The 22,498-nt window shown below is 58.5% G+C and carries 22 protein-coding genes; 10 read left to right on the top strand and 12 right to left on the bottom strand.

The window, feature by feature from the left end; translation table 11 throughout:
* Positions 1-4: 4 nt before the first annotated feature.
* The 3 genes from ACZ5C3_RS06895 to ACZ5C3_RS06885 are packed head-to-tail and all read right to left on the bottom strand — an operon-like array spanning position 5 to position 1,989.
* On the bottom strand, positions 5-895 hold the full coding sequence (locus ACZ5C3_RS06895) for an NAD(P)-dependent oxidoreductase (RefSeq protein WP_464038278.1): 891 nt from the start codon (positions 893-895) through the stop codon (positions 5-7).
* A gap of 1 nt (position 896) precedes the next feature.
* Entirely contained in the window at positions 897-1,292 is a 396-nt protein-coding gene (locus ACZ5C3_RS06890; RefSeq protein WP_464036327.1) for a carboxymuconolactone decarboxylase family protein, read from the bottom strand.
* The gene (locus ACZ5C3_RS06885; RefSeq protein ID WP_464038277.1) at positions 1,258-1,989 is read right to left on the bottom strand and encodes a GntR family transcriptional regulator; all 732 of its coding nucleotides are present in this window, start codon (positions 1,987-1,989) and stop codon (positions 1,258-1,260) included. Before ACZ5C3_RS06885 ends, ACZ5C3_RS06890 begins: the two co-directional genes overlap by 35 nt.
* Positions 1,990-2,092: 103 nt before the next feature.
* Between ACZ5C3_RS06885 and ACZ5C3_RS06880 the strand changes: the two genes are divergently transcribed.
* The 6 genes from ACZ5C3_RS06880 to ACZ5C3_RS06855 all read left to right on the top strand — a co-directional run bounded on the left by ACZ5C3_RS06880 (position 2,093) and on the right by ACZ5C3_RS06855 (position 8,066).
* A complete protein-coding gene (locus ACZ5C3_RS06880; protein ID WP_464036326.1) occupies positions 2,093-3,334 on the top strand; it encodes an ABC transporter substrate-binding protein in 1,242 nt (413 codons plus the stop codon).
* A 16-nt stretch (positions 3,335-3,350) separates the two neighbouring features.
* Positions 3,351-4,211: a branched-chain amino acid ABC transporter permease gene (locus ACZ5C3_RS06875; protein WP_464036325.1), complete on the top strand. Its 861-nt coding sequence runs from the start codon at positions 3,351-3,353 to the stop codon at positions 4,209-4,211.
* Positions 4,208-5,179 carry a branched-chain amino acid ABC transporter permease gene (locus ACZ5C3_RS06870; RefSeq protein ID WP_464036323.1) on the top strand — a complete coding sequence of 324 codons (972 nt, stop codon included), beginning with the start codon at positions 4,208-4,210 and terminating at the stop codon, positions 5,177-5,179. The genes ACZ5C3_RS06875 and ACZ5C3_RS06870 overlap by 4 nt, the downstream gene beginning before the upstream one ends.
* Positions 5,176-5,913: an ABC transporter ATP-binding protein gene (locus ACZ5C3_RS06865; protein WP_464036321.1), complete on the top strand. Its 738-nt coding sequence runs from the start codon at positions 5,176-5,178 to the stop codon at positions 5,911-5,913. The genes ACZ5C3_RS06870 and ACZ5C3_RS06865 overlap by 4 nt, the downstream gene beginning before the upstream one ends.
* Positions 5,910-6,623 carry an ABC transporter ATP-binding protein gene (locus tag ACZ5C3_RS06860; protein WP_464036320.1) on the top strand — a complete coding sequence of 238 codons (714 nt, stop codon included), beginning with the start codon at positions 5,910-5,912 and terminating at the stop codon, positions 6,621-6,623. Before ACZ5C3_RS06865 ends, ACZ5C3_RS06860 begins: the two co-directional genes overlap by 4 nt.
* Before the next feature lie 81 nt (positions 6,624-6,704).
* Positions 6,705-8,066, top strand: a complete 1,362-nt coding sequence (locus tag ACZ5C3_RS06855; protein ID WP_464036318.1) for an NAD(P)H-dependent oxidoreductase — start codon at positions 6,705-6,707, stop codon at positions 8,064-8,066.
* 21 nt (positions 8,067-8,087) lie between these two features.
* Here the strand turns inward: ACZ5C3_RS06855 and ACZ5C3_RS06850 are convergent, their stop codons facing one another.
* From ACZ5C3_RS06850 to ACZ5C3_RS06825, 6 genes are all read right to left on the bottom strand, one after another.
* Positions 8,088-10,535 carry a bifunctional diguanylate cyclase/phosphodiesterase gene (locus ACZ5C3_RS06850; RefSeq protein WP_464036316.1) on the bottom strand — a complete coding sequence of 816 codons (2,448 nt, stop codon included), beginning with the start codon at positions 10,533-10,535 and terminating at the stop codon, positions 8,088-8,090.
* A 202-nt stretch (positions 10,536-10,737) separates the two neighbouring features.
* Complete coding sequence (locus ACZ5C3_RS06845) at positions 10,738-11,940, bottom strand: ABC transporter substrate-binding protein (protein WP_464044611.1); 1,203 nt, start codon at positions 11,938-11,940, stop codon at positions 10,738-10,740.
* A 90-nt stretch (positions 11,941-12,030) separates the two neighbouring features.
* Entirely contained in the window at positions 12,031-12,999 is a 969-nt protein-coding gene (locus ACZ5C3_RS06840) for a 2-hydroxyacid dehydrogenase (protein WP_464036312.1), read from the bottom strand.
* Positions 13,000-13,011: 12 nt separating this feature from the next.
* Positions 13,012-14,175 carry an alpha-hydroxy acid oxidase gene (locus ACZ5C3_RS06835; RefSeq protein ID WP_464036310.1) on the bottom strand — a complete coding sequence of 388 codons (1,164 nt, stop codon included), beginning with the start codon at positions 14,173-14,175 and terminating at the stop codon, positions 13,012-13,014.
* A gap of 81 nt (positions 14,176-14,256) precedes the next feature.
* Positions 14,257-15,033 (bottom strand): SDR family oxidoreductase, encoded by a 777-nt coding sequence (locus ACZ5C3_RS06830; RefSeq protein ID WP_464044610.1) that lies wholly within the window; start codon positions 15,031-15,033, stop codon positions 14,257-14,259.
* Between the two features lie 43 nt (positions 15,034-15,076).
* The gene (locus ACZ5C3_RS06825; RefSeq protein WP_464036309.1) at positions 15,077-15,925 is read right to left on the bottom strand and encodes an alpha/beta fold hydrolase; all 849 of its coding nucleotides are present in this window, start codon (positions 15,923-15,925) and stop codon (positions 15,077-15,079) included.
* Positions 15,926-16,102: 177 nt separating this feature from the next.
* Between ACZ5C3_RS06825 and ACZ5C3_RS06820 the strand changes: the two genes are divergently transcribed.
* On the top strand, positions 16,103-16,789 hold the full coding sequence (locus ACZ5C3_RS06820; RefSeq protein ID WP_464036307.1) for a GntR family transcriptional regulator: 687 nt from the start codon (positions 16,103-16,105) through the stop codon (positions 16,787-16,789).
* 8 nt (positions 16,790-16,797) lie between these two features.
* Here ACZ5C3_RS06820 and ACZ5C3_RS06815 read toward each other — a convergent pair whose 3' ends face one another.
* A complete protein-coding gene (locus ACZ5C3_RS06815; protein WP_464036305.1) occupies positions 16,798-17,130 on the bottom strand; it encodes an AtuA-related protein in 333 nt (110 codons plus the stop codon).
* Positions 17,131-18,471 (bottom strand): acyclic terpene utilization AtuA family protein, encoded by a 1,341-nt coding sequence (locus ACZ5C3_RS06810; protein WP_464036303.1) that lies wholly within the window; start codon positions 18,469-18,471, stop codon positions 17,131-17,133.
* 193 nt (positions 18,472-18,664) lie between these two features.
* Here ACZ5C3_RS06810 and ACZ5C3_RS06805 point away from each other — a divergent pair, with 193 nt between their 5' ends.
* Genes ACZ5C3_RS06805 through ACZ5C3_RS06795 form a run of 3 tightly spaced genes read left to right on the top strand, consistent with a single transcriptional unit; the run spans position 18,665 to position 21,359 of the window.
* Positions 18,665-19,672 (top strand): ABC transporter substrate-binding protein, encoded by a 1,008-nt coding sequence (locus ACZ5C3_RS06805; RefSeq protein ID WP_464036301.1) that lies wholly within the window; start codon positions 18,665-18,667, stop codon positions 19,670-19,672.
* Positions 19,673-19,677: 5 nt separating this feature from the next.
* Positions 19,678-20,487 (top strand): ABC transporter ATP-binding protein, encoded by an 810-nt coding sequence (locus ACZ5C3_RS06800; protein WP_464036299.1) that lies wholly within the window; start codon positions 19,678-19,680, stop codon positions 20,485-20,487.
* Complete coding sequence (locus ACZ5C3_RS06795; RefSeq protein WP_464036297.1) at positions 20,484-21,359, top strand: ABC transporter permease; 876 nt, start codon at positions 20,484-20,486, stop codon at positions 21,357-21,359. Before ACZ5C3_RS06800 ends, ACZ5C3_RS06795 begins: the two co-directional genes overlap by 4 nt.
* On the opposite strand, the gene ACZ5C3_RS06790 is transcribed toward ACZ5C3_RS06795, so the two are convergent.
* Positions 21,356-22,495: an adenylate/guanylate cyclase domain-containing protein gene (locus tag ACZ5C3_RS06790; RefSeq protein ID WP_464036295.1), complete on the bottom strand. Its 1,140-nt coding sequence runs from the start codon at positions 22,493-22,495 to the stop codon at positions 21,356-21,358. The genes ACZ5C3_RS06795 and ACZ5C3_RS06790 overlap by 4 nt on opposite strands.
* Positions 22,496-22,498 lie beyond the last annotated feature (3 nt).

Raw genomic sequence — 22,498 nt, 5'->3', positions numbered from 1 at the left:
GTCCTTAATCTTCAACCGCCGACGCGATGTAGCGGTAGATCGCGGTGTGATCCGCGTTCTTGTCCAGCTCGCCCCTCGCCTGCTCCCAGATTGTGGCGACAGTCTCGGCATTCGACGCATCCAGCCCGACGAATTTCGACAGATCAGCAGCAATACGAAGATCTTTGGCCATCAAGGCCAACGAGAACCCGGACGCAAAGCTTTCCGAAATTACGAACTGCTTCATCTTGACGTCGGTCGAATTGTTCTTGCCGGTCGATGCATTGAGAACATCAATGATCGTATCAGGCTGCAGGCCAAATCGCCGTCCCACGAGCAATGCTTCGCACGCAGCGACGAGCCCGGCTGCGGAGACATAGTTGTTGAGCGCCTTCATCGCGTGACCCGAGCCAAGCGGACCCGTTGCGAAGACCGACTTTGCCATCGCCTGCAACACTTGCTGTGCGCGCTCGACCAGCTGAGCGTCACCACCGGCCATAATGGACAGCGTGCCGTCAACGGCTCGACGAACGCCACCGGATACCGGCGCATCGATCAATCCGATGCCGCGCTCGGCCAATTCCTTACCCAACGCCTGGGTTTCGACCGGCACCGACGAACTCATGTCGATAATGAGCGCATCCTTTGCCAGCACGTCCGCGACGCCCTGAGGACCAAGCACCGCTTCGCGCACCACCTTGCTGTCGGGCAGCATGGTGATCAGAAGCGGGGCGCCTTTCGCAGCCTCGCGCCCTGTCTCAAACACCTTTCCGCCAGCTGCGGCAAAAGCTTCGCGCGCCGATGCGGACGGATCCGCGCCCCGCACCTCAAAGCCGGCCGCAAGGCAACGCTTCGCCATGGGCAAGCCCATTTGGCCAAGGCCAAGGAAAACAACAACGTCGGGAGGGGTGACGATCTTAGTCAATGCCCATCTCCTTGAAAGCTTCGCGCGCCAGCCGGAAACTGTCGATACCAGCGGGAATGCCGCAGTAGCATGCAATCTGAAGGAAGATCTCTTTCAACTCATCCTTGGTGAGACCGTTTTGAATCGCACCGCGAATATGCAGCTTCAGTTCATGTGGCCGGTTAAGCGCAGCGATCATTCCCAGATTGAGAATGCTGCGGCTGCGGCGATCAAGGCCCGGACGATTCCAGATCTCATCCCAGCAATATTCCGTGGAGAGCTGCTGCATTGACCAACTGAAATCATCGGCGCTCGCCAGCGATTTCTCCACATAGTCCGAGCCGAGCACCGCCGTGCGGGTCTTCAAGCCTTTTTCAAATTTTTCCGAGCGGGGTCGTTTTGCGGACATGCGCAGTCTCCGTTTTTGATTCTTGTTCGGTATCCGAGAGCACCGCGAGCGCGATCGCGGCCGCGGCGTGAATATGTTCGATGCACGCGCGTTCCGCGCCCAGTGCATCACCCGCGCGGATCAGCTCCGCGATGTTGCGTATTTCCTTGAGACTCTTCGGCAACCGACCCGGGTGCGTCATCGACGTCGCACGCAGCATGGTGACGCGGTTATGCAGATTGGTCAGCATCTGCTGGATGTAGATGTTGCCGCATCCCCGCATCAGCGCATCGTAAAAACGTGTCTTTGCCTTGATAAGAGCATCGCGGTCACCGGCCTTGGCTGCGCCTTCAAGTGCGCTCACCGCCTCAAACATCTGCGCCAGCATGTCCGCCGGGCGCCTTTCCGCAAATGCGCGGCCGGCCGCCCCTTCGAGCAACGCACGCACGGCATAAAGTTGTTTTGCTTCGTCGACGGAGATTCGCGCCACCACCGGACCGCGATGCGGCACCGATGTGATCAGTCCTTCTGCCTCAAGTTGTCGCACCGCTTCGCGGATCGACGTGCGCCCAACACCGGTCAACTCACATAATTCACGCTCGATCAGACGCTGTCCCGGCTTGAAAATGCCGCTGGCAATAGCGCTGCGAAGCTTGTCTTCCACGCGCATGCGCAGCGTGACCGCTTCCCTGCTGACATTGAGGTCCATCTCGCTCATGCCGATAACTTCGTCTTTGTCGGACAATCTGTCAATCTGCTTGACTGCGGAAGCTGTTCAGTGAAAGCTCACAAAAAACAAAACATCAAAGGGGAGGATTCAAATGGGTTCGAAAAAGAACGCGCATTCCGCATTTGGCAGCGAGACAGCTCTGACACGCCGCAGCCTGCTGGCTTCCGCCGCAGGATTGGCCGTGGCGTCAGGGTTTTCCGGCGTCGGTCATGCGCAGGGAAAAGCCATCAATATCGGCGCCATATTGCCGCTCTCCGGCGCGAATGCGCAGTTCGGCATCAATTCGCGCAATGCCATCGAACTCGTTGTCGATGAGATCAATGCGGCCGGCGGCATCAAGGCTCTCGGCGGCGCGAAGTTCAATCTGATTGTCGCAGACGCCACCTCCACACCGACCACTGCAGCTAGCGTTGCCCAGCGCCTCGTCTCGCAGAACGAAATCGTTGCGGCCTTCGGCTGCTTTGCATCCGCCCTCACCCTTGCCGTATCGGAAGTCACGGAACGCGCAGGCATTCCGCTGTTTACACAATCCTTCTCCGACCAGCTCACCGGCCGCGGCTTCGAGAACATCTTCCAGGTCGTCGCCAAGGGCTCGGTGCTCGGCAAAGCGCAGCTCGACGGATGTATTGAGATCGCCAAAGCGAACGGTCAGAAGCTCGAGCGCATCGCGATCATGTTTGAAGACACTGCCTACGGCACGTCGCAGGCAGGTGGTCTCCGCGCCGGGGCAAAGGCGGCTGGCATTGAAATCGTCATGGACGAAGGCTATCCACTCGGCATCACCGACGTGACGCCGTTGATCAACAAGCTGCGGGCGTCGAACGCACAAGCCGTGTTTCCGGTCTCGTATCTGAACGACAGTCTTCAGATCGTCCGTGGCATGCGCCAGCAGAAACTCGAGATTCCGACCATCGGCGGCGCCGCGGGCTACATCATCCCGGATTTTGAGAAGGGCCTTGGCCCGTTCGCGGAAAACGTGATGTCGATTTCGCCTGCGACCTACGATCTCGCGCCTGACTTAACCGAGCGCTTCCGCAAACGTTTCGGCTATTTCATGGTTCATGAAGCCGTGGAGTTCGCAGCAGCTGTGGATGTGCTCGCCCAGGCGCTTGAGATGACCAAGTCGACCGATCTCGACGCGCTGCGCAAGGTCCTGCATGGCACCAAGTTCACCGGCGGCTGGACCAAAGCCATGACCGGAAGCGCCGTCGAGTTCGACAAAACGGGCCTCAACGTCCTGTCTGTACCGGTGATGGTGCAGTGGCACGGTAAGGACCTCGTAACGGTCTGGCCGGATTCGTTCGCCAAGTCGAAACCCGTCTGGAAGCTCTGATTAGAAGCGCGCTCTGATGGCTTTTATTCAAGCCTTGATCGATGGGATCATGATTGGCGGCGTCTACGCCATGATCTCCATCGGTCTCACCCTCGTGTTCGGCATCATGGGCATCGTGAACTTTGCACATGCAGAGTTCTTGATGCTCGGGATGTTCATTGCCTACTACGCGTGGGCATGGCTTGGCCTCGATCCGCTGCTGGCCGCACCACTGTCGTTCGTCATTGTGTTTAGCCTCGGCTGCGTTCTTCAACGCCTGCTGTTCCGCCGCCTCCTGAAGGCCCCGGAAATTTCCCAAATCTTTCTCACGGTTGGGCTTCTCATCGTGCTGGAGAATGCAGCGTTGTGGATGTTCGGGTCGAACTATCGCTCCGTGACCACGCCGTATCAGACGTCGTCGCTGAGCCTTGGTCCGATTTTCATCAACGTGCCGTATCTCTTTGCATTCCTGATGTCGGCGGTCTGCGGAACGGCGTTGTGGCTGTTTCTTCGCGTGAGCTGGTTCGGCCGGGCGATGCGCGCCACCGCTCAGGATCCCATGGCATCGACGCTGATGGGCATTAACGCCGACCGGATGCACATGCTGGCGTTCGGCCTCGGCGTTGGCCTGACCGCGTTCGGCGGAGCTGTGATCCTGCCCTATCTCACCGCATCTCCTACCGTCGGCGGGCAGTTCGTCATTCTCATGTTCACCGTGGTCGTACTTGGTGGGTTAGGCTCGGTTGCCGGTGCCGTGGTCGGTGGCCTCGCTGTCGGCGTGATCCAGTCCCTGTCCGCGCTTGCCTTTCCGATCCAGCTGCAAAACCTCGTTCTTTTCGTCGTGTTTATCGCGGTGCTTATTGTCCGGCCCCAGGGATTGCTGGGAGACGTGCGGTGAAGCGCTTTCTCATCGGAGCCGCCATCGTTGCTGCCGCGACCTGTGTGCCATTCTTACTTACGCCAAAGGGCTACATCGTCCGGGTGCTGTGCATCACGTTGCTATTTGCAGCGCTGGCGCAAGCTTGGAACATCGTCGGCGGCCTCGCGCGACAGGTTTCCCTCGGCCATGCTGCATTCTTCGGGACCGGCGCCTATACATCGACACTCCTGTTGATCAACTTCGGCATCTCGCCATGGCTTGGCATGATCGCTGCCGCGATCATCGGAGGCATCATGGCGCTGCTGATCGCACTGCCGACCATGCGGCTGCGCGGACATTATTTCGCACTGGCGACCCTCGCCTTCGCCGAGGTCATGCGTGTCATCGCCAACTCGTGGAGCAGCGTCACCGGCGGCCCGGTCGGCCTCTCAGTGCCGTTCAGGCCGGACTCGCTCCTGATGCTTCAGTTCAAGACCCCGCGTCCCTATTTCTGGATCATGCTGGGCGCGCTTGTGGTGGTGACACTGACGTTCATGGCGATTCGATCCAGCAAGATCGGCTATCGGCTTCGCGCCATTCGCGAAAATGTCGATGCCGCCGAGACGATCGGTATCGACACCTCTGGAACAAAGGTCATCGCGGCCGTTGTATCCGGCGCACTCACCGCAAGCCTCGGCACGCTTTACGCCCAGTTCCAGTTCTTCTTCGATCCGGATACCGCCTTTGGCCTCGCGTCCATCTCGGTCCGCGCGGCCCTCATCGCCATCATAGGTGGCGTCGGTACGGTCGCGGGACCGATCATCGGCGCGTTCTTCATTATTCCCTTTGAAGAACTGACTAATTCATTGCTGTCCAATAAAGCTGCCGGTGTCTCGCAGGTCGTGTACGGCCTGCTTCTCATCGCAGTGATCCTGCTCGAGCCGCGCGGCCTAATCGCTCTCGGCAAGACGATCATGACGAAGCTGTCGCGGAGGAAAGCGGCATGACGGCCCCTCTCCTGCAGACCAAGGACCTCACCAAGAACTTCGGCGGCCTCCGCGCGCTGTCGGATGTTAGCTTGTCTATTAATCAGAGCGAGATCGTCGGCGTGATCGGCCCGAACGGCGCCGGCAAAACCACGCTGTTCAGCCATCTGGTGGGGCTGCACAAGCCCACATCCGGCCGGATTATCTTCGATGGCAAGGATATCGTCGGCCTCAAGCCGCATCGCATCGCCGCGGCTGGAATGGTGAAGACATTTCAGAACGTCGCCCTGTTTCTTGAGGAGACGGTGCTCGACAATGTGCTGATCGGCGGATTGATGCGGCATGACATTCCGCATGCGCGCGATCTCGCCAAGACCTGCCTCGAACGCGTCGGCATGCTGTCCATCGCAGATAAGATCGCCAGGGATCTGTCTTTCCCGGAGCGGGCTCGCGTCGAAGTTGCCCGCGCGCTATGCACCGAGCCGAAAGCCCTGCTGCTCGACGAAGCTATGGCCGCGCTAAACCACGCCGAGATGGACGACTTCATGAACCTCGTACGCACCCTGCGGAGCGAAGGCCTGACGGTCGTCATCATCGAGCATCACATGCGCGCCATCATGTCGCTGTGTGACCGCATCATCGTTCTGAATTTCGGGAAGATCATCGCGGAAGGCGCTCCCGCCGAGGTCGCCCGGCATCCGGAAGTGGTCGCTGCCTATCTCGGAAAATCCTTCGCCGAGGGCGCGGCGCCATGACACCTTTGCTCCAGATCAAGAACTTCTCCGCCGGATATGACGCCGGCAACGTGCTTCACGACATCAATATCGACATCAATCCAGGCGAATTCGTCTGCGTCATCGGTGCGAACACTGCCGGAAAGAGCACGCTGCTCCGGTCCATTTCAGGGCTTGTTCCAAATTCCAGCGGCGACATCGTTTTCGATGGCCACAACTTGCGGCAAATGAGCGCGCACGAGATCCCAGGCCTCGGCGTCGCCCATGTACCGGAAGGCCGTCACGTGTTTCCGGGCATGACGGTCGAGGAGAATCTCATGCTCGGCGGGTTCTCGACACGACAGGCGCAAGATCTCGGGCAGCGCCGCGAGCAGATGCTGATAATGTTTCCAAGGCTTCGGGAGCGCTTGTCACAGTTCGCCGGAACGCTGTCCGGCGGCGAACAGCAAATGCTGGTGCTATCGCGCGCCCTGATGATGTCCCCGAAGCTGTTGCTGCTCGATGAGCCGAGCCACGGATTGGCGCCCAAGATCGTCGATGAGCTTCACGAGACCTTCGCATCGATCAACAAGGCCGGGACCGCGATCCTGCTGGTCGAGCAAAATACCGCGCTCGCTCTCTCGGTCGCAACCCGCGGCTATGTGCTCGAGTCCGGGCGCGTCGTGCTGAGTGCCGACAGCGCGGACCTGAAAACCAATGACCGGGTCCGCAGCGCTTATCTCGGAATCTAACGATTGGATTCCCAATGCATAAGACTACTGTGCCGAGGAAGCCGCTGAAGCTGGCGAGCAGATAACAGGAAGGGAAGCCCGATGAGCCTTTACGCGAAGCTCCAACAACGCGAGAGCCAGGGCAAACCGATTACTGTCGGCCTCATCGGTGCGGGCAAATTCGGCTCGATGTATCTGGCGCAAATCCCGCGAACGCCGGGTGTTCATCTTGCCGGCATCGCCGATCTGTCACCGGACGGAGCGCGCGCGAACCTCGCACGCGTGGGCTGGACAGCACCGCAATTCGCTGCAATCTCGATTGATGACGCCATCAAAACCCGCACCACGCACATCGGAGATGATTGGCAGGCCCTCGTGCAGCATCCGGCCATCGACGTGATCGTTGAGTGCACCGGCCATCCGATCGCGGCTGTCGATCACTGCCTGAAGGCTTTTGCTAACGGCAAGCACGTCGTGAACGTGACTGTGGAAGCCGATGCATTTTGCGGCCCGCTGCTCGCACGCAAAGCCAGCGAGGCCGGCGTGATCTACTCCCAGGCCTTCGGCGACCAGCCGGCGCTGATCTGCGGTCTGGTCGATTGGGCTCGCACCTGCGGCTTTCCCGTGGTCGCCGCCGGACGCGGACATAAATGGCTTCCGCATTTCTGCGATTCCACGCCGGAAACGGTCTGGGAGAACTATGGCCTCACACCCGAGCAGGCGCAGCGCGGCGGGCTGAATCCAAAAATGTTCAACAGCTTTCTCGATGGCTCAAAGCCGTCGATCGAATGCACCGCTGTCGCCAACGCCACCGGGCTTGGTGTGCCATCCAACGGCCTGCTGTATCCGCCCGCCAGCATTGCGGATATTCCGTCCGTCACCCGCCCCATCAGTGAAGGCGGTAAGCTCGAACGCAAGGGTCTCGTTGAGGTGATCTCCTCCCTCGAAGCCGACGGTCGCGTGATCCCTTACGACATCCGCATGGGCGTGTGGGTGACCGTCGAAGCTGAGACCGACTACATCAAAAATTGCTTCGAGGAATACAACGCCCACACGGATTCATCCGGCCGCTATTTCACTCTGTACAAGCGCTGGCATCTGATCGGCCTGGAGGTCGGCATGTCGGTGGCGAGTGTAGCGCTCCGCGGCGAAGCCACGGGCGTGGCGAAACAATGGAACGCCGACGTGGTCGCGACCGCCAAGCGCGACCTTGCTCCCGGCGATGTTCTCGATGGCGAAGGCGGCTATACCGTCTGGGGGAAGCTGTTGCCGGCCGCGACATCCGTCGAGCTAGGCGGCCTGCCGCTCGGTCTCGCCCATGACGTGAAGGTCACAAAACCGGTAAAGAAAGGCCAAAGCCTGAGCTGGGCGGATATCGCCATGGATACGTCCACCCATGCCTATAAGCTACGCAAGGAGATGGAATCCATGTTCAACGCGTCGATAAAAGTGACCCGATCATAGCGGGAGCGATATGCTCCACGATCATGGCGCTGAAGCCCTGAGGAAGAGCGGCTTTTTGGAAGGCTCGAGATCCGGCTCCAGCGACGGCGCATCCGCCGTCCAATCCGCAAACAATTCCACCAATGCTTCCGGCGGCACCGGCTTGCTCAACAGATAGCCCTGGATCTCGTCGCAACCGTGAGCCATCAGGAATCTCTCCTGAGCAGCGGTCTCAACACCTTCGGCCACAAGCTTTAGGCCCAACGCCTTCCCCATCCCGATGATGGCTTTGGTGATCGCCTTGTCTTCCTCGTCATGCGGGATATCGCGGACGAAGGAGCGATCGATCTTGATTGTATCGATAGGGAACTTCTTCATCAAAGACATCGACGAATAGCCGGTACCGAAATCGTCGATAGCGATGGTGATGCCGCGCTTGCGGATTTCCGTCAGTGTTGCACTCGCCTTGACGACGTTATGCATCACCATGCTTTCGGTGATTTCGATTTGCAGATGTTCGGATGCCAGGCCACTGTCAGCTAGTGCATCGTCAATGTCCTTCAGCAGATTTTCATCCGCGAACTGGCGCGGGGATAGGTTGACGGCAACCGGAATCGGAGGAAGTCCTTCACGTTGCCATGCGACACTCTGCGAACATGCCTTTCTCAGTACCCAGATGCCGATCGGAACGATCAGGCCGGTCTCTTCCGCAAGCGGAATAAATTCGGCCGGCGAGATCGGTCCCCGCGCCGGATGATTCCAGCGCAGCAACGCTTCCACGCCTGTAATCTTCTGGGTGAACACATTGCGCTTAGGCTGATAATGCAGGCTGAGCTCCTGACGCTCCAGCGCGTGGCTCAGGCAAGATTCCAGCGCCAGATGTTCGATGGAGCGGACATCCATGGCCTGGTCGAAGAACTGGATGCAATTCTTCCCGGCCTCTTTGGCACGATACATTGCGAGGTCCGCATTGCGGATCAACGCTTCCCCGTCATTGCCGTCTTCAGGATATAGCGCAATACCGATGCTGGACGTGACTCGGCATTCCTGCCCACTCAGATAGAAGGGATGGCGGAAGCAACCGAGAACCGATTGGGCGACAAGCGAGGCATGATCCCTGTCGGCAATTCCCTCCAGCGTAATAACAAATTCATCGCCACCGAGCCGTGCAATCCGGTTGTTCACCTGAGAAATCGACGACAAACGATCCGCGATCTCGATCAAAAGCGCGTCGCCGGCGGCGTGCCCAAGGGAGTCGTTGATCACCTTGAATCTGTCCAGATCGACGAACAGGAGCGCTAGCTTTTCGCTTTTGGCTTTCGCCACCTGAATTGCGGACTTCAGGCTGTCATTGAATGACACGCGATTGGGAAGACCGGTCAACGTATCGAAAGATGCAAGATACTTGATGCGCTGCTCGGCGCGCATCTTTTCCTCCGCAATGTCGAAATTCTCAAGCGCGAAGGAAACGTTCGCAGCAATCCGCTGAAGCAGGTCGATCATTTCATCGTCCAGCGCACCGGCATCGCGATGGAAGAACAAGGTAATCGTGCCAACGATATTGTTCGCATTCCGCAATGGAAATACTGCGGCGCCATGGACTCCCGCTGCAAGCGCCAATGACTTCCAGTGATCGACGCTCTGATCCGCGGTAATATCAGCTTTGACGCAGGGTATCCCCGTCCGGAAAGCTGTTCCAGTCAGTCCCTGCCCTTCCGGGATATCAGGGTCACAGGAAACTCGCATCTGGCTAACATATTTAATGAGACCGCCCGAGCCCGCCTCCAGCTTGAGCCACGATGAAGCGGGTTGTTTGAGGAAGATGCCCACGCCAAGGGCCTTACCCGGACCTGCGACCGCGGTGCAAACCTGCTGAAACATCTCCTCCGCAGACCGCGAACGCAGGATCGCCTCATTGGTTGCGCTCAGCGCACCGAACATCAGCGCAAGCCGCTCGCGCTGCCGTTCGCGTTCAAAGTTGCCCAGTGCAAAGGATACGTTCTCGACCATGCGCTCCATCAGCGAAACGATCTGGTGGTTGAGTGTGTTCACTTCGCTGAGGTAGAACAGAAATACACCGATGCTCGACCCATTCTTCAGAATGGGAACAGCGACTCCAGACTTGATGTCGAGATACTTTCCCTTTTCCAGCCAGGGCTTCAGCCGCTGATCGTTTTGGTAATCATCTGTGACGCTTGAGCGCCCTGTGCGGAATGCCGTGCCAGCGAGGCCGCGCCCTTCGATCGTATCTTCTCTGGTCGAGATGACACAGTCGCGCAGCGCTATCAGCTCGTCACCACCCGTTCCGGCAACAAGCTCCAGCTTTTCTCCACGGGCCAAAAGAGCACCCGCAAGAACAAATCGTCCTTCGTGGACCGCCGCGTCACAGACCCGTTGATAGAGATCATCCTGCGAGGTCGTTCGAAGAATCGCCTCATTCGTCGCATTCAATGCGGCGAACATCTGCGCGATACCTGTTGACGGTCCCATAACAACCCCACGCCCAAAAGCCGAGCAAGACTACGCGCGTTGGCCTAAACCGGGGTTGAAAAGTAGAGTAAATTTTCGAAGAAGAATAAGCAGCGGTTTTGAGTTGCGACTGAACAGATTCCGCTCACTATTGATCGCGAACTCAAAAAGCCCGCCATCTTTTCTGATGACAGGCTTTTCTTAAGTAGTTTTCAAGGATTTCTTACTGCGCTGCCTTGCAGTCTGTGGTCTCGGGCGGCGCCGCATCGGCGGCTGGAATGGACCGGATCAAGCGATAGTAATCCCAAGGCGCCTTGGACTCCGCAGGCGTCTTGACCTGAAACAGGTAGAGATCACGAAGCACCCAGCCATCGTTCCGGACACGTGCATTATGCGTCATGAAGTCGTTGACCGGAATTTCATGCATCATCTTCGCAACGGTGACGCCATCATCAGTACCAGCCTTGGCGACGGATTTGATGTAATGCGCGACCGCGCTATAGACACCCGCCTGAACCATGGTCGGCATGCGCCCCTTATTGCGTTCGGCGAATCGGCGTGACCATGCGCGCGTGGCATCGTCCAGATCCCAGTAAAACGCCGAGGTCAGGAGCAACCCCTTCGCTTTCTCCAGACCGAGACTGTGCGTGTCCGTAATGAAGGTCTGAAGAGCTGCGACCTTTTGGCCACCGGCCGAGATTCCGAATTCATCCGCCTGCTTGATCACGTTGATCAGGTCCGATCCTGATGACGCCAGCGCAACGACTTTGGCCTTTGAGGCCTGCGCAGCGAGGAGATACGAGGCAAAGTCCGTCGTGCCGAGCGGATGACGCACAGTCCCCAGCACCTTGCCCTTATGCTCCTCGACCACGGCGGAGGCGTCACGCTCAAGCGCATGGCCGAACGCATAGTCGGTGGAGACGAAGAACCACGTGTCGCCGCCGTCTTTAAGAATGGCGGACGCCGTTCCCTTGGCCGCGGATACCGTATTGAATGTCCACTGGAAGCCAGTCGGCGAACAGGCCTTGCCGATCAATTCCGAACTCGTCGACCCCGAGAATGCGACGATACGTTTCTGATTACGCGCGATGTTCTGAACCGCCAGACCGACTGACGATACGGGAATATCGAAGATGGCCTGGACATTGTCGGCCTCATACCAGCGGCGCGCGATGGTCGCACCAACGTCTGGCTTATTCTGGTGATCCGCCACGAGAACCTCGATCTTGCGGCCGAGCACCTCTCCACCCGCATCTTCCACCGCCATCTGCGCCGCGATGACCGAGCCCGGTCCGGCCAGATCGGAAAAGATGCCGTTCTGATCGTTCATGACGCCGATCTTGAGCGGCTCCGCTGACATCGCAATGCCGGTCGATCCCATCAAAAGGCCAAGCGTCAGCAGTGACGCCCTGATGCTTTTCTTCATTGTTGTCCCAATCCTCTCATGGCGACATCCGAACCGGCGTCGCATTTCCAATCCCATCAAGCGGCCTTCACCGCCATATTATTGTTTGGCCTAAGCGAGCCTGTTTACTGGCTCGCGTCCGGCAAACAGATCCTGCAAACCGCTGATTAAAGCCTGCCCCATCATCACGCGCGTTTCGATGGTCGAGCTTCCGATGTGCGGCAGCATGAACACGTTTGGAAGACTTAGATATCTCACATCGAGCTTCGGCTCGTTGCTGAAGACATCCAGGCCGGCAGCAAATAGCCTTTGATTGCGCAAGGCATCGATCAGATCGTCATCCTTGATCAGATCGCCTCTGCCGACGTTGACGACAATGGCCGAGCGCTTCATGCGATCGATCTTGTCCTTGTCGAGAAAATAGCGCGTTTCATCGTTAAGCGGTGACGCCAAAAGCAAAACATCGAGGGTGGAGAGAAACCCATCTAGATCCTCGTGTACGTCGGCGACGTCGGCGTTCGGATTATCTTTCTTTCGCGGATCGTAGGTGTGGATGCTCATGCCGAACGCCTTGGCCAGCATTGCTACACCGCGCCCGATACGCCCCATGCCAAAGATACCCAGGGCCTTACCGGTCAGACCCTGACCAACGAGCTGCGTCGGGGTCCAGCCAGTCCATTGCCCTGATCTCACCAGCGCTTCGGATTCCGTGACGCGCCGCGCGGCACCGAGCATCAGCAGTATCGCGGTTTCCGCAACGGCATCCGTGAGTACATCCGGCGTATAAAGAACAGGCATTCCTTTCGCCCGGCATGCGGCGAGATCGATGTGATCGTGGCCAACTGAGTAAGTGCCGATTGCCCGCACCGATTCAGGACATCCATCGAGAAGCGGCTGATCCACTTGCACGGGTGGAGCAACGACCAGCGCATCACATCCGTCGAGTGCGGCCAAAATCTCATGACGGCTCGGGCGTTGGCCCGGCCCAGAGCCTGCGATCAACTCCAGATGGAACTGCTCGGAAAATTTCTCTAAAACTTCGGACGGCAATTGGCAGGCCAGTGCGACTCGTCGAGTCATCGTGCACCTCCTTCAAAAACTGGAACAACGGCGGGTATGATCGCCCGTGATGCTGGCAATATTCGGCGTTCCGAGCAACGCCATGGCGTTGTCCATCTCCTGACGAAATATGTCGATGACGCGCCTCACGCCGGCTTCTCCGCCTGCAGAAAGTCCCCACAAAAAGGACCGCCCACTTGCGCAAGCGGTCGCCCCGAGCGCAATCGCTTTAAGAACATCGGTTCCCCGTCGTACGCCGCCGTCGAGAATGATTTCCGCGCGGCCACTCACGGCCTGCGCAATCTCCGACAGCGCGGTCAAGGCGGGCGGTGAGTGATCGAGCTGCCGTCCGCCATGATTGGAAACCATCACGGCTTCGGCGCCCAATTCGACGGCTTTCACGGCATCCGCAGGATGAAGGATTCCCTTGATCACCATGGGCCCCTTCCAGCGCTCCCGGATGCGGGCGACGTCATCCCAATTCGCGCTGGGATCGAACAGCGAGGCGACATGCTGTGCGACGCTCGTAAAGCTGCCCGACGACGCCATCTCGAAATTTCCGAATTTCGGCGGCGACTTCATCGCGTCCAACAGCCATCCCGGCCGACAAGCCATATCGAATACAGAGGTCAGCGTGGGACGAAGCGGCAGCGTGAAGCCGTTGCGGACATCTCGTTCACGCTTGCCCGTCAGCGGCAAATCGACAGTCAGGCACAGCACGCGGTAGCGCGCGTCGGATGCGCGTCGAAGCAGGCCGTCCATCCATTCACGATCGCGCAGGAAGTAAAGCTGAAACCAGCGATCACCGTCCGGCACGGACCGCGCCACCTCTTCGATTGAGGCGATGGAATTCGTGGAGAGGCAAAACGGCAAACCGCTGCGCGCGGCAGCCTGTGCTGCCAGCACTTCGCCGTTGCGGCAGAAGAATCCCGCAAGCCCGGTCGGAGACAGCATGATCGGCATCGTCGACGGTGAGCCGAGAAAGCGGCCCTCCAGGACGCGGTTGCTGACGTCAACCGCGACGCGCGGGATCAAGAACCAATCATCGAACGCACTTTCATTGCCACGAAGCGTGCGTTCATCCGCGGCACCACCATCGATGAAATCGAATACCGCTTTCGGTAATCGGCGCCGTGCCAGCAACCTCAGGTCTGCAATCGATTGAGCGCGTGCGAGCTGACGCTCGGGATATCCCATCAATTATAATCCAATTTGAACAATCAAAATCGTGAGCTGGTCCGCGCTCATCTCAGATTATGACAGACAATGCAATGAAGCTTATCCGGCCTTCGCGCTGATGCCACCGTCAATGGTGACAATCACACCGGTTGTGTAACCAGAGCGTGCAGATGCAAGGAACGCCGCCATATCGCCGATTTCCCGCGGCTTGGCGGCGCGGCCCATCGGAAGCCGCCCAAGCAACTCGTTATACTTGCTCTCATCACCAAGCACATTCCGCGCCTGGGTTTTCATCAGCGTGATGATGCGATCGGTCTGGACCGGGCCGGGATTGATGCCGACAACCCGGATGTTGTCGTCGAGGCTGCGACTGCCGAGCGCTCTCGTAAACGCCATCAACGCCGCGTTGCCTGCAGTGCCCGCGATATAATTGAAGTCGAACTTCTCACCAGCCGCACCAATGATGTTGACGACCGCACCATGGCCTCGCGCCTTCATCTGCTGATAGATGCGCCGCGTGATGTTGATATAGCCGAACACCTTGAGCTCCCAACCGTGGCGCCAGACCTCCTCCGAGATCTTGTCCAGTGATCCGCCGGGAATATCGCCCGCATTGTTGACGAGGATATCAATATCGGACGCAACCGAGGCGAGTGCTTCGATGTCCTCCTGCTTGCGTAGATCCGAGGGATGAACATCGACCTCGACCCCATACGCTTTGCGCAATCTCTCGGCGACCTTTTCAAGCTCTGCCTTGTTGCGTGAAGCCAGACGAAGGTTGCATCCTTCTCCCGCGAGGCTTTCCGCGGTTGCCGCACCGATACCTTTGGACGCACCTGTGACCAGTGCACGTTGACCGCGAAGATTTAGATCCATGACAACCTCGTACCAAGTTTATGAGTGATATTTCGTGAGTCTATTACCGGGACCAGCCCGCCCGCCAGCTTCCGCGTTCAACCGCACTGAAGAAACGCTCCAGCTCCGCATTGAAGGCTGCGGGCTCTTCAAGATTGATGGCATGCCCGGTGTTTGGGCACATCCATAAAGCCGCGGTCGGAATGGCCGCCTTCAGCATCAGATTGGTCTCGATGCACGGCGCATCTTCATCGCCAACTGCGAGCAACACCGGCGTCGTCAGCTTCGCAAACTGATCCTGAAAATCGTGCAACGACGGACGAAGTGTCTGATACCGCGCCATGGTGTTCGACATTCCACGTGCCGAATGCTGACGCAGGTGATCGACGAAATCCTGCCAGCCGCGAGGGTCCTTGTATTTGAGCTGGATGCGCGTGGGACTGTTGCCCATTTCCTTGGCCATGGCATCCATGCCGCGTTCGAGAAAGCCGCGCGCGGTGACGGGCGTATCCCGCAACCAGGCCTCACGATGAGAGGGAGGCGATCCGGAGCCTGCTCCGGCAGCGACAATCGCGGAGGCCTTGCCAGGATGCCGCAATCCGAACTGGAGCGCAGCGTAACCACCCATGCTGAGACCGACGATATGCGCCCGCTCGACGCCGACGCCTTTCATCACCGCGGCAATGTCGTCGACGGAGAATTCCCAGCCATACTGATTGAGGTCTTCTGGCACGTCGCTCGGCGGATAGCCTCGTGCGTTATAGGCAATGCATCGATAGGACCGCGAAAAATAGCGGACCTGTGTTTCCCACTCGCGGCAGTCCGACCCGAATTCGTGGACAAAAATGATGGGATATCCACGCCCCGTTTCTTCGTAATAAAGCCGTGCGCCGGACGCCTCGACATATGCCATCCAAGTGCTCCCTTTTTGAAGGCACTATAGACATTCCTTTTATGGCCTTGCCAGCGCCGTTGCTGTTAAGGGCATGCCTGTTGCGTCATACCCAGTTTGCGTGCGAAGCAGGACGGCATTGCCAGAGCATCCGTTTCAAATCATCCTCTAGACCAACGCATTCCCGAATCCAGATCGATGCCATCCGAAACAAAAGCAGCAGGTCAAACACCAGCCCGCGCCACAGGAGCGTGGCTGGAGATCGCGAACACGCTGCAGCGCGACATCATCTTTGGGCGGCTTCAGCCGAAGGAGCATCTCATCGAAGATGAGATCATGGAGCGGACGAAAACGTCGCGGCATGCGGTCCGCCGGGCTTTCGAGGAGATGGAGCGCAATGGCCTGGTGATCCGCCAGCCGAACAAGGGGGTTCGCGTCCGAAGCTACACGCGCAAGGAAGTTGAAGATCTCTACGAGGTACGCGGCATTCTCGAAGCCAGAGCCGCAGCCGGCATTCGGCTGCCCGCCTCAGAAGAACTTATCGGGCGCCTGACGGCCATCCAGACCAAACACGAGCGCGCCAGCGACAAGGGCAACGTGGTCGAGTTGTTCGAGACCAACAATCTCTTCCACGAGACGCTTTATCATGCTTGCGGGAACACAGTGCTGGCGGATGCCATCCGCATGTACTCACTGCTGACCCACACCATCCGCATGCGCAACATGTCAGACAAGACATGGCGCAAGGAAGCGGTTCGCCAGCATTGGGCGATGATCAAGCTTCTCGCGGAAAAGGACAGCAAAGCGCTTGCTGCCCTTTGCCTTAAGCACATTCAGCACCCGAAGGAATTCTACCTGTCGCTCTATGAGGACGGCGCGACGTAAACGGTGTCCTACGGAGTAGCTTTCGGTTCGGACTGTTTGTCCGGAATTTCCATTTCGAGCAGCGCCGAACTCAACGCCTTGCCATGCGCATCAAGGGACAGCGAACGCGTCACGCCGCCGCCAAGCGCCTCCTGCATAACGAAATTCAGGCACGCGAGATTCGGCAGCTCGTAACGCACAACTTCACCGCCAACGATGTCGGAAAAATGAGCCTTCACCCGCTCCGCCGTCACGTGCTCGGCGAGATAGGCGTAGTCCCCAGTCTCGTAAGCGAAAATCGCCAAATTCGAGACGTTCCCTTTATCGCCGGCTCGGGCATGGGCAAGCTCGCGCAACTTCATTTAGACAACCTCATAGGTCACATGGGTTTTGATGCCCGAGCGAGGCAGCAAGGCCGAGGCCGCTGCAATCACCTCACGCGCCGATTTCCAGGCGCCTGCACCACCGGACGGACCATTCAGCCACAGCGATTCAACCTCGTTACCGATCTTGATCGCTTCCGACATCGTCTCCGTGCGCCCCACAACACGAAGACGTACTTCTTCGGGTTCGGGACCGGTGCCGACAGCAGCGCCGCGATGGACGGAGTTAACCCCGATCAAGTCAAAGCGTGTCTCAGTGGTCGCGACACCTGTTATCTTCAGGCGCTCCTTGACGATCTCCAGCGCGAGCTGTCCACGCGCGAGCGCGCCCGGGCCTGCGTAGGAAATCTGTCCCTCGCCGACATAGCTGTCGAGATAGCCAATGGTCACTTTCAGCGTATCGGTTCGTTGACGTCCACTGCCGCCGTGAACTGCCACGCGATCAGGCCCCTCCTGCGTGAAGGTCACACCGGAAAAATCCGCCACGACATCCGGCTGAATGTAAGACGACGGATCATGCACCTCATAGAGCAACTGCTCCTTACAGGTTCTCACGCTGACCTGCCCGCCTGACCCATCCACCTTGCTGATAACGGCCGAGCCGTCCTCGGAGACGTCGGCGAACGGGAAACCGATCCGCACAAGGTTCGCGACGTTCTTGTAGCCGGGATCGGCGAAATACCCGCCCGTCACCTGAGCAGCGCATTCCAATAAGTGCCCGACCAGGACGCCCTGACCAACACGGTGCCAGTCGTCGAAGCTCCAGCCGAACTCATGAACCAAGGGAGCAGCGAACAGCGCAGGATCACTGACCCGCCCGGTGATCACGACATCCGCGCCGGCTCTGAGCGCTTCGACAATCGACTCGACGCCGAGATACGCATTGGCTGAGACGATCTTGCCGTCGAGATCCGACACGCGCCCCTTACGCTCGATCAGCGGAAGGTCGCTGCCGACGATCTGACCCATCACATCGTCGCCGTGAACGGCTGCAATCTTAAGGCCGGTAATTCCGTGCTTCCTAGCAATCGCCGCAACGGTTTTCGCAGCACTCTGCGGATTGGCTGCGCCCATGTTGGTGATGATTTTGATGCCGCGCTTGTGACACGCTGGCAGCACCGCATTGAAGCGATCGATCAACAGCGGATCGAAACCGGCTTCAGCGTCCTTGCGGCGCGCCTGCTGAGCAAGCGCAATCGTGCGCTCCGCGAGACATTCGAATGAAAGATATTGGATATCGCCACGCTCAGCGAGTTCGAGCGCGGGCTCGATACGATCCCCGGCGAAACCTGCTCCCGACCCTATTCTGACTTTTTTCATGTTGTGACGGCCCGTTATTTTGCGGCCTTACAGGCAAAGGAATACCTGCCAACTTCGACCTTGAATATCGATTAGATTATCGATAATCATCGGTCAAGATGCCTGTCGCGAGCAATACTTTTGCCCCGGTAGACACATCAACAGCGTCTGACTTAACAAGGACGCAAGACACAATAAGCATCTGGAGGAATTCATGCGGACAATCACAAGTCTCGTCATCGCGGCTGTCGCTGCGTTTTCCGTCACGACGGCTGCGCGCGCGGAAGTGAGCGAACTCGTCGTCGCCCAGCAATACGGCGTGAGCTTCCTGCCACTGATGGTGATGGAACGCGAAGGACTTGTGGAGAAGAACGCGAAAGCTGCCGGGCTTTCTGATCTCAAGGTCAATTGGGCCAAGGTTGCAGGCCCGAGCGTCATGAATGACGGATTGATCTCGAACACCATCCATTTCGCCGCCCAAGGCGCCCCTTCCCTCATCACGCTGTGGGACAAGACGCGCAACAACGTTGGTATCAAGGGCGTTGCGGCAATGACGACTTATCCGCTGTATCTTGTCAGCCGCAATCCGGACGTGAAGACCATCAAGGACTTCACCTCCAAGGACAAGATCGCCGTGCCGTCCGTGAAGATTTCGACGCAGGCGATCATGCTCCAGATCGCCGCAGCCGCGGCTTTCGGCGACAGCAATTACACCAAGCTCGATCCGCTCACGATTTCACTGGCGCATCCTGATGGCCTACTCGCGTTGACCAACAATACCGCGGGCGTCAACGCGCACTACACCTCGTCGCCATTCTACGAGCAGGAAATGAAGCTGCCAGGCGCTCATCTGGTGACGACGAACTATGAGGCCTTGGGTGGCCCCGCCACTGCCGTTGTGCTCTCCACCAGCACCAAGTTCCGCGATGCCAATCCCAAAGTTTACCGCGCTTTCTATGATGCGCTCGGCGAAGCGATCAACATCATCAACAAGGACAAGCGGAAGGCCGCGCAGCTCTATCTCGATGTCGCGAAAGACACCAAGAACTCGGTCGATGACATCTATCAGATGATTTCCGACAAAGACTACGAATATACGCTCAAGCCTGCGAAGGTGGTGAAAACCGCTGAGTTCATGGCCAAGGTCGGCACCATCAAGCAGGCTCCGAGGTCTGTTGAGGACCTGTTCTTTCCGGAAGCCGCCGGTCTCAAAGGCGATTGATGCACATGCCTTCTCCCCGAGGCGAAGCGACGCCCTCGACCCCGCTGCTTGAGGTCATGGGCGTTACGCTCCAGTACAAGACCACTGAGATCCTGATCACCGCGACCTACCGCGTCGATTTCACGGTGCACCAATCAGATCGCTATGTGTTGCTCGGGCCATCGGGATGTGGAAAGTCGACGCTGCTCAAGGCCGTCGGCGGCTATCTCTCGCCAGTCGAGGGGGAAATCCGCCTCAAGGGCAACACGGTGTCGCGGCCAGGTCCGGACCGCATGATGGTGTTCCAGGAATTCGATCAGTTGCTGCCCTGGAAAACCGTGAAGCAGAACGTGGTCTTTGCGCTGACCGCGAGCGGGCGGATGTCCGGCAAACCGGCCGAAGACAAGGCGATGCACTACATCGACAAGGTCGGCCTTGCAAAATTCGCCGATTCCTACCCGCACATGTTGTCCGGCGGCATGAAGGCCCGCGTGGCTATCGCGCGCGGCATGGCAATGGAGCCGGATATTCTCTTGATGGACGAACCTTTCGCGGCGCTCGATGCCCTGACCCGGCGCAAGATGCAGGATGATCTGTTGCGCCTGTGGGACGATACGCGCTTCACGGTTCTGTTCGTTACCCATTCGATTCCTGAAGCGATCAAGATCGGCAGCCGCATTCTTCTCCTGTCACCGCATCCAGGTCAGGTGAAAGCGGAACTAAGCAGCAGCGGCGAAGACACCCTTCATCCCCTGTCCGGCCGTAAACTTTCCGACACGATCGATCACCTGCTGTTCGGCCAGAGCGCTTCCGAGCAAGAGGACATGCACTCATGAACTCCATGCAAGCGGCGGACGGGCGTGAGGATTTCATCGTCGAGGTGGTGCGGGCCGGCGACAACACCATCCTGCACAAGCCGCTGCCGTTCTGGGAACACCTCTATAACAGCGGCTTCATCCGCAAGACGGTGATCGTTGTCTTGCTCTGCGTGATCTGGCAGGTCTACGCGAGCTGGCTAAATAATTCACTATTGTTCCCGACCTTCAGTGAGACCATCCGGGCGCTATGGAAGGGCATCAGCAGCGGCGACCTGATCTTGCGCAGCTGGGACTCGATCAAGATTCTGCTGATCGGATATAGCCTTGGGCTTGTGTTGGCATTCGCCTTCGCGGTGCTTGCTATCACCTCACGCATCGGCAACGACCTGCTCGAGACCCTGACATCCATGCTGAATCCGTTGCCGGCCATCGCCCTGCTACCGCTGGCGCTGCTGTGGTTCGGACTTGGAACGGAAAGCCTGGTGTTCGTTCTGGTCCATTCGGTGCTGTGGCCGGTTGCGCTCAACGCCCATTCCGGCTTCCGCTCGGTTTCCAACACCATGCGCATGGTTGGCCGCAACTACGGCCTCAGCGGCATCTCGCTCGTCAGCAAAATCCTATTGCCTGCTGCCTTCCCGAGCATTCTCGCCGGCCTCAAGATCGGCTGGGCTTTCGCGTGGCGCACGCTGATCGCCGCGGAACTGGTGTTCGGTGTCTCGTCCGGATCGGGCGGGCTGGGCTGGTACATCTTCGAGAACAAGAACCTGATTCAGGTGCCAGAAGTTTTCGCCGGTCTGCTGATGGTCATTCTCATCGGCCTCGCGGTGGAGAATCTCATTTTCCGCGTCATTGCAAAGAGAACCGTCCAGCGCTGGGGAATGCAGAATTAAGCGCTGACCAGACCAGCACGCTTCTCCGTCCCGGCCAGTTCGGAGAAGTGCTGGGACAAAGTGATGTGGTCTGCTGCAACGGCTTGCCCAAGTTTCCTGAGATGATGGACATCGCGGCCGCTCAGCACGAGGCGCGTCCCGAGAGGCGTATTGATCTGACCGTATGTGACCTCTCCATAATGGAGAACAACGTCGGGTGACGGCTCGGACAACGCATGATCGCTCCTGAATTGTCCCGTGATGCGTTCGGCTGCTGTCAACGCCGCCTTGGAAGCCGCTTCTGCTTCGTGCGGAAACATCGCGAGCATTGAATCGTCATCGATGCTCAAGACAAATCCGCCATGTGCCGAGATCATGGACGCTACCTGCCTGATCGACTCTTCCACCATCGCAGGATCGAGTTCCGCAACAAGGTTTGACGAATGCATGCCGAGGTTGAATTTCACCAACATTAGGACGGCCTGCGTCGACTCCGTCTTATTCCCGAGAAGCTCCGCAGCCAGCATCCGTTCCGTCGTCCGCGCACCGGCGAAGTTGTCAAGGAGCGGCAGTTCGAGCCGACGCAAAGCACGCAACTCATACGCTGTTCGGAGAAATGGCAAAATGCGCTCCAGTAAGGCGTGATCAATCACGCTGAAGCCGCTCACGCGCAACGTGCCGAATACGGCGACGCCAACGACACCATCTCCGCTGCTCAGAGGCGCAACGAAAAATTCCCGCAACGCCCGGCCTTTGAAAAGATCAATCCCGTTCCAGCTTGGGAAGGATGGATCACCTGCTCGAACGACGAGATATCCATCTTGAGCCATCACCTGCCGAACCGGGCTTTCCCGGAACGTCATGGACGCCGCCGTTGTGTGCCCAGCCTCGTAAACTTCGATTGGCTCATCCGGAGCCCACGCAATGGTGCGCCCGGCTAGCTCTGGATGCAGCGTCCGAAAATGAAGCGACAGCCGATCCAGCGGCAACCCGGCAAGGCTGAGTCGACGCCCTAACTCCCCGACCAGCGCGGCATCATCGAGATTGTGACATTCGTTTCCGCCAAGCCATTCGATGATTGCCAATGCTGATGCCGTTGTTGACGCGCGCTCCGATGCAGAGCGAATGGCGATGCTGGACCGATCGTGAGCTTTCATGAC

It is taken from the genome of Afipia dichlorophenoxyacetatis (assembly GCF_055386385.1).
This window is presented reverse-complemented; position numbering and strand designations above follow the sequence as displayed.

What these genes read in the sequence shown, in the direction of transcription:
- ACZ5C3_RS06890 (WP_464036327.1), bottom strand. Translation starts at nt 1,292, where the DNA reads ATGTCCGCAAAACGACCCCGCTCGGAAAAATTTGAAAAAGGCTTGAAG.
- ACZ5C3_RS06885 (WP_464038277.1), bottom strand. Translation starts at nt 1,989, where the DNA reads ATGAGCGAGATGGACCTCAATGTCAGCAGGGAAGCGGTCACGCTGCGC.
- ACZ5C3_RS06880 (WP_464036326.1), top strand. Translation starts at nt 2,093, where the DNA reads ATGGGTTCGAAAAAGAACGCGCATTCCGCATTTGGCAGCGAGACAGCT.
- ACZ5C3_RS06875 (WP_464036325.1), top strand. Translation starts at nt 3,351, where the DNA reads ATGGCTTTTATTCAAGCCTTGATCGATGGGATCATGATTGGCGGCGTC.
- ACZ5C3_RS06865 (WP_464036321.1), top strand. Translation starts at nt 5,176, where the DNA reads ATGACGGCCCCTCTCCTGCAGACCAAGGACCTCACCAAGAACTTCGGC.
- ACZ5C3_RS06860 (WP_464036320.1), top strand. Translation starts at nt 5,910, where the DNA reads ATGACACCTTTGCTCCAGATCAAGAACTTCTCCGCCGGATATGACGCC.
- ACZ5C3_RS06855 (WP_464036318.1), top strand. Translation starts at nt 6,705, where the DNA reads ATGAGCCTTTACGCGAAGCTCCAACAACGCGAGAGCCAGGGCAAACCG.
- ACZ5C3_RS06850 (WP_464036316.1), bottom strand. Translation starts at nt 10,535, where the DNA reads ATGGGACCGTCAACAGGTATCGCGCAGATGTTCGCCGCATTGAATGCG.
- ACZ5C3_RS06845 (WP_464044611.1), bottom strand. Translation starts at nt 11,940, where the DNA reads ATGAAGAAAAGCATCAGGGCGTCACTGCTGACGCTTGGCCTTTTGATG.
- ACZ5C3_RS06840 (WP_464036312.1), bottom strand. Translation starts at nt 12,999, where the DNA reads ATGACTCGACGAGTCGCACTGGCCTGCCAATTGCCGTCCGAAGTTTTA.
- ACZ5C3_RS06835 (WP_464036310.1), bottom strand. Translation starts at nt 14,175, where the DNA reads ATGGGATATCCCGAGCGTCAGCTCGCACGCGCTCAATCGATTGCAGAC.
- ACZ5C3_RS06830 (WP_464044610.1), bottom strand. Translation starts at nt 15,033, where the DNA reads ATGGATCTAAATCTTCGCGGTCAACGTGCACTGGTCACAGGTGCGTCC.
- ACZ5C3_RS06825 (WP_464036309.1), bottom strand. Translation starts at nt 15,925, where the DNA reads ATGGCATATGTCGAGGCGTCCGGCGCACGGCTTTATTACGAAGAAACG.
- ACZ5C3_RS06820 (WP_464036307.1), top strand. Translation starts at nt 16,103, where the DNA reads ATGCCATCCGAAACAAAAGCAGCAGGTCAAACACCAGCCCGCGCCACA.
- ACZ5C3_RS06815 (WP_464036305.1), bottom strand. Translation starts at nt 17,130, where the DNA reads ATGAAGTTGCGCGAGCTTGCCCATGCCCGAGCCGGCGATAAAGGGAAC.
- ACZ5C3_RS06810 (WP_464036303.1), bottom strand. Translation starts at nt 18,471, where the DNA reads ATGAAAAAAGTCAGAATAGGGTCGGGAGCAGGTTTCGCCGGGGATCGT.
- ACZ5C3_RS06805 (WP_464036301.1), top strand. Translation starts at nt 18,665, where the DNA reads ATGCGGACAATCACAAGTCTCGTCATCGCGGCTGTCGCTGCGTTTTCC.
- ACZ5C3_RS06800 (WP_464036299.1), top strand. Translation starts at nt 19,678, where the DNA reads ATGCCTTCTCCCCGAGGCGAAGCGACGCCCTCGACCCCGCTGCTTGAG.
- ACZ5C3_RS06795 (WP_464036297.1), top strand. Translation starts at nt 20,484, where the DNA reads ATGAACTCCATGCAAGCGGCGGACGGGCGTGAGGATTTCATCGTCGAG.
- ACZ5C3_RS06790 (WP_464036295.1), bottom strand. Translation starts at nt 22,495, where the DNA reads ATGAAAGCTCACGATCGGTCCAGCATCGCCATTCGCTCTGCATCGGAG.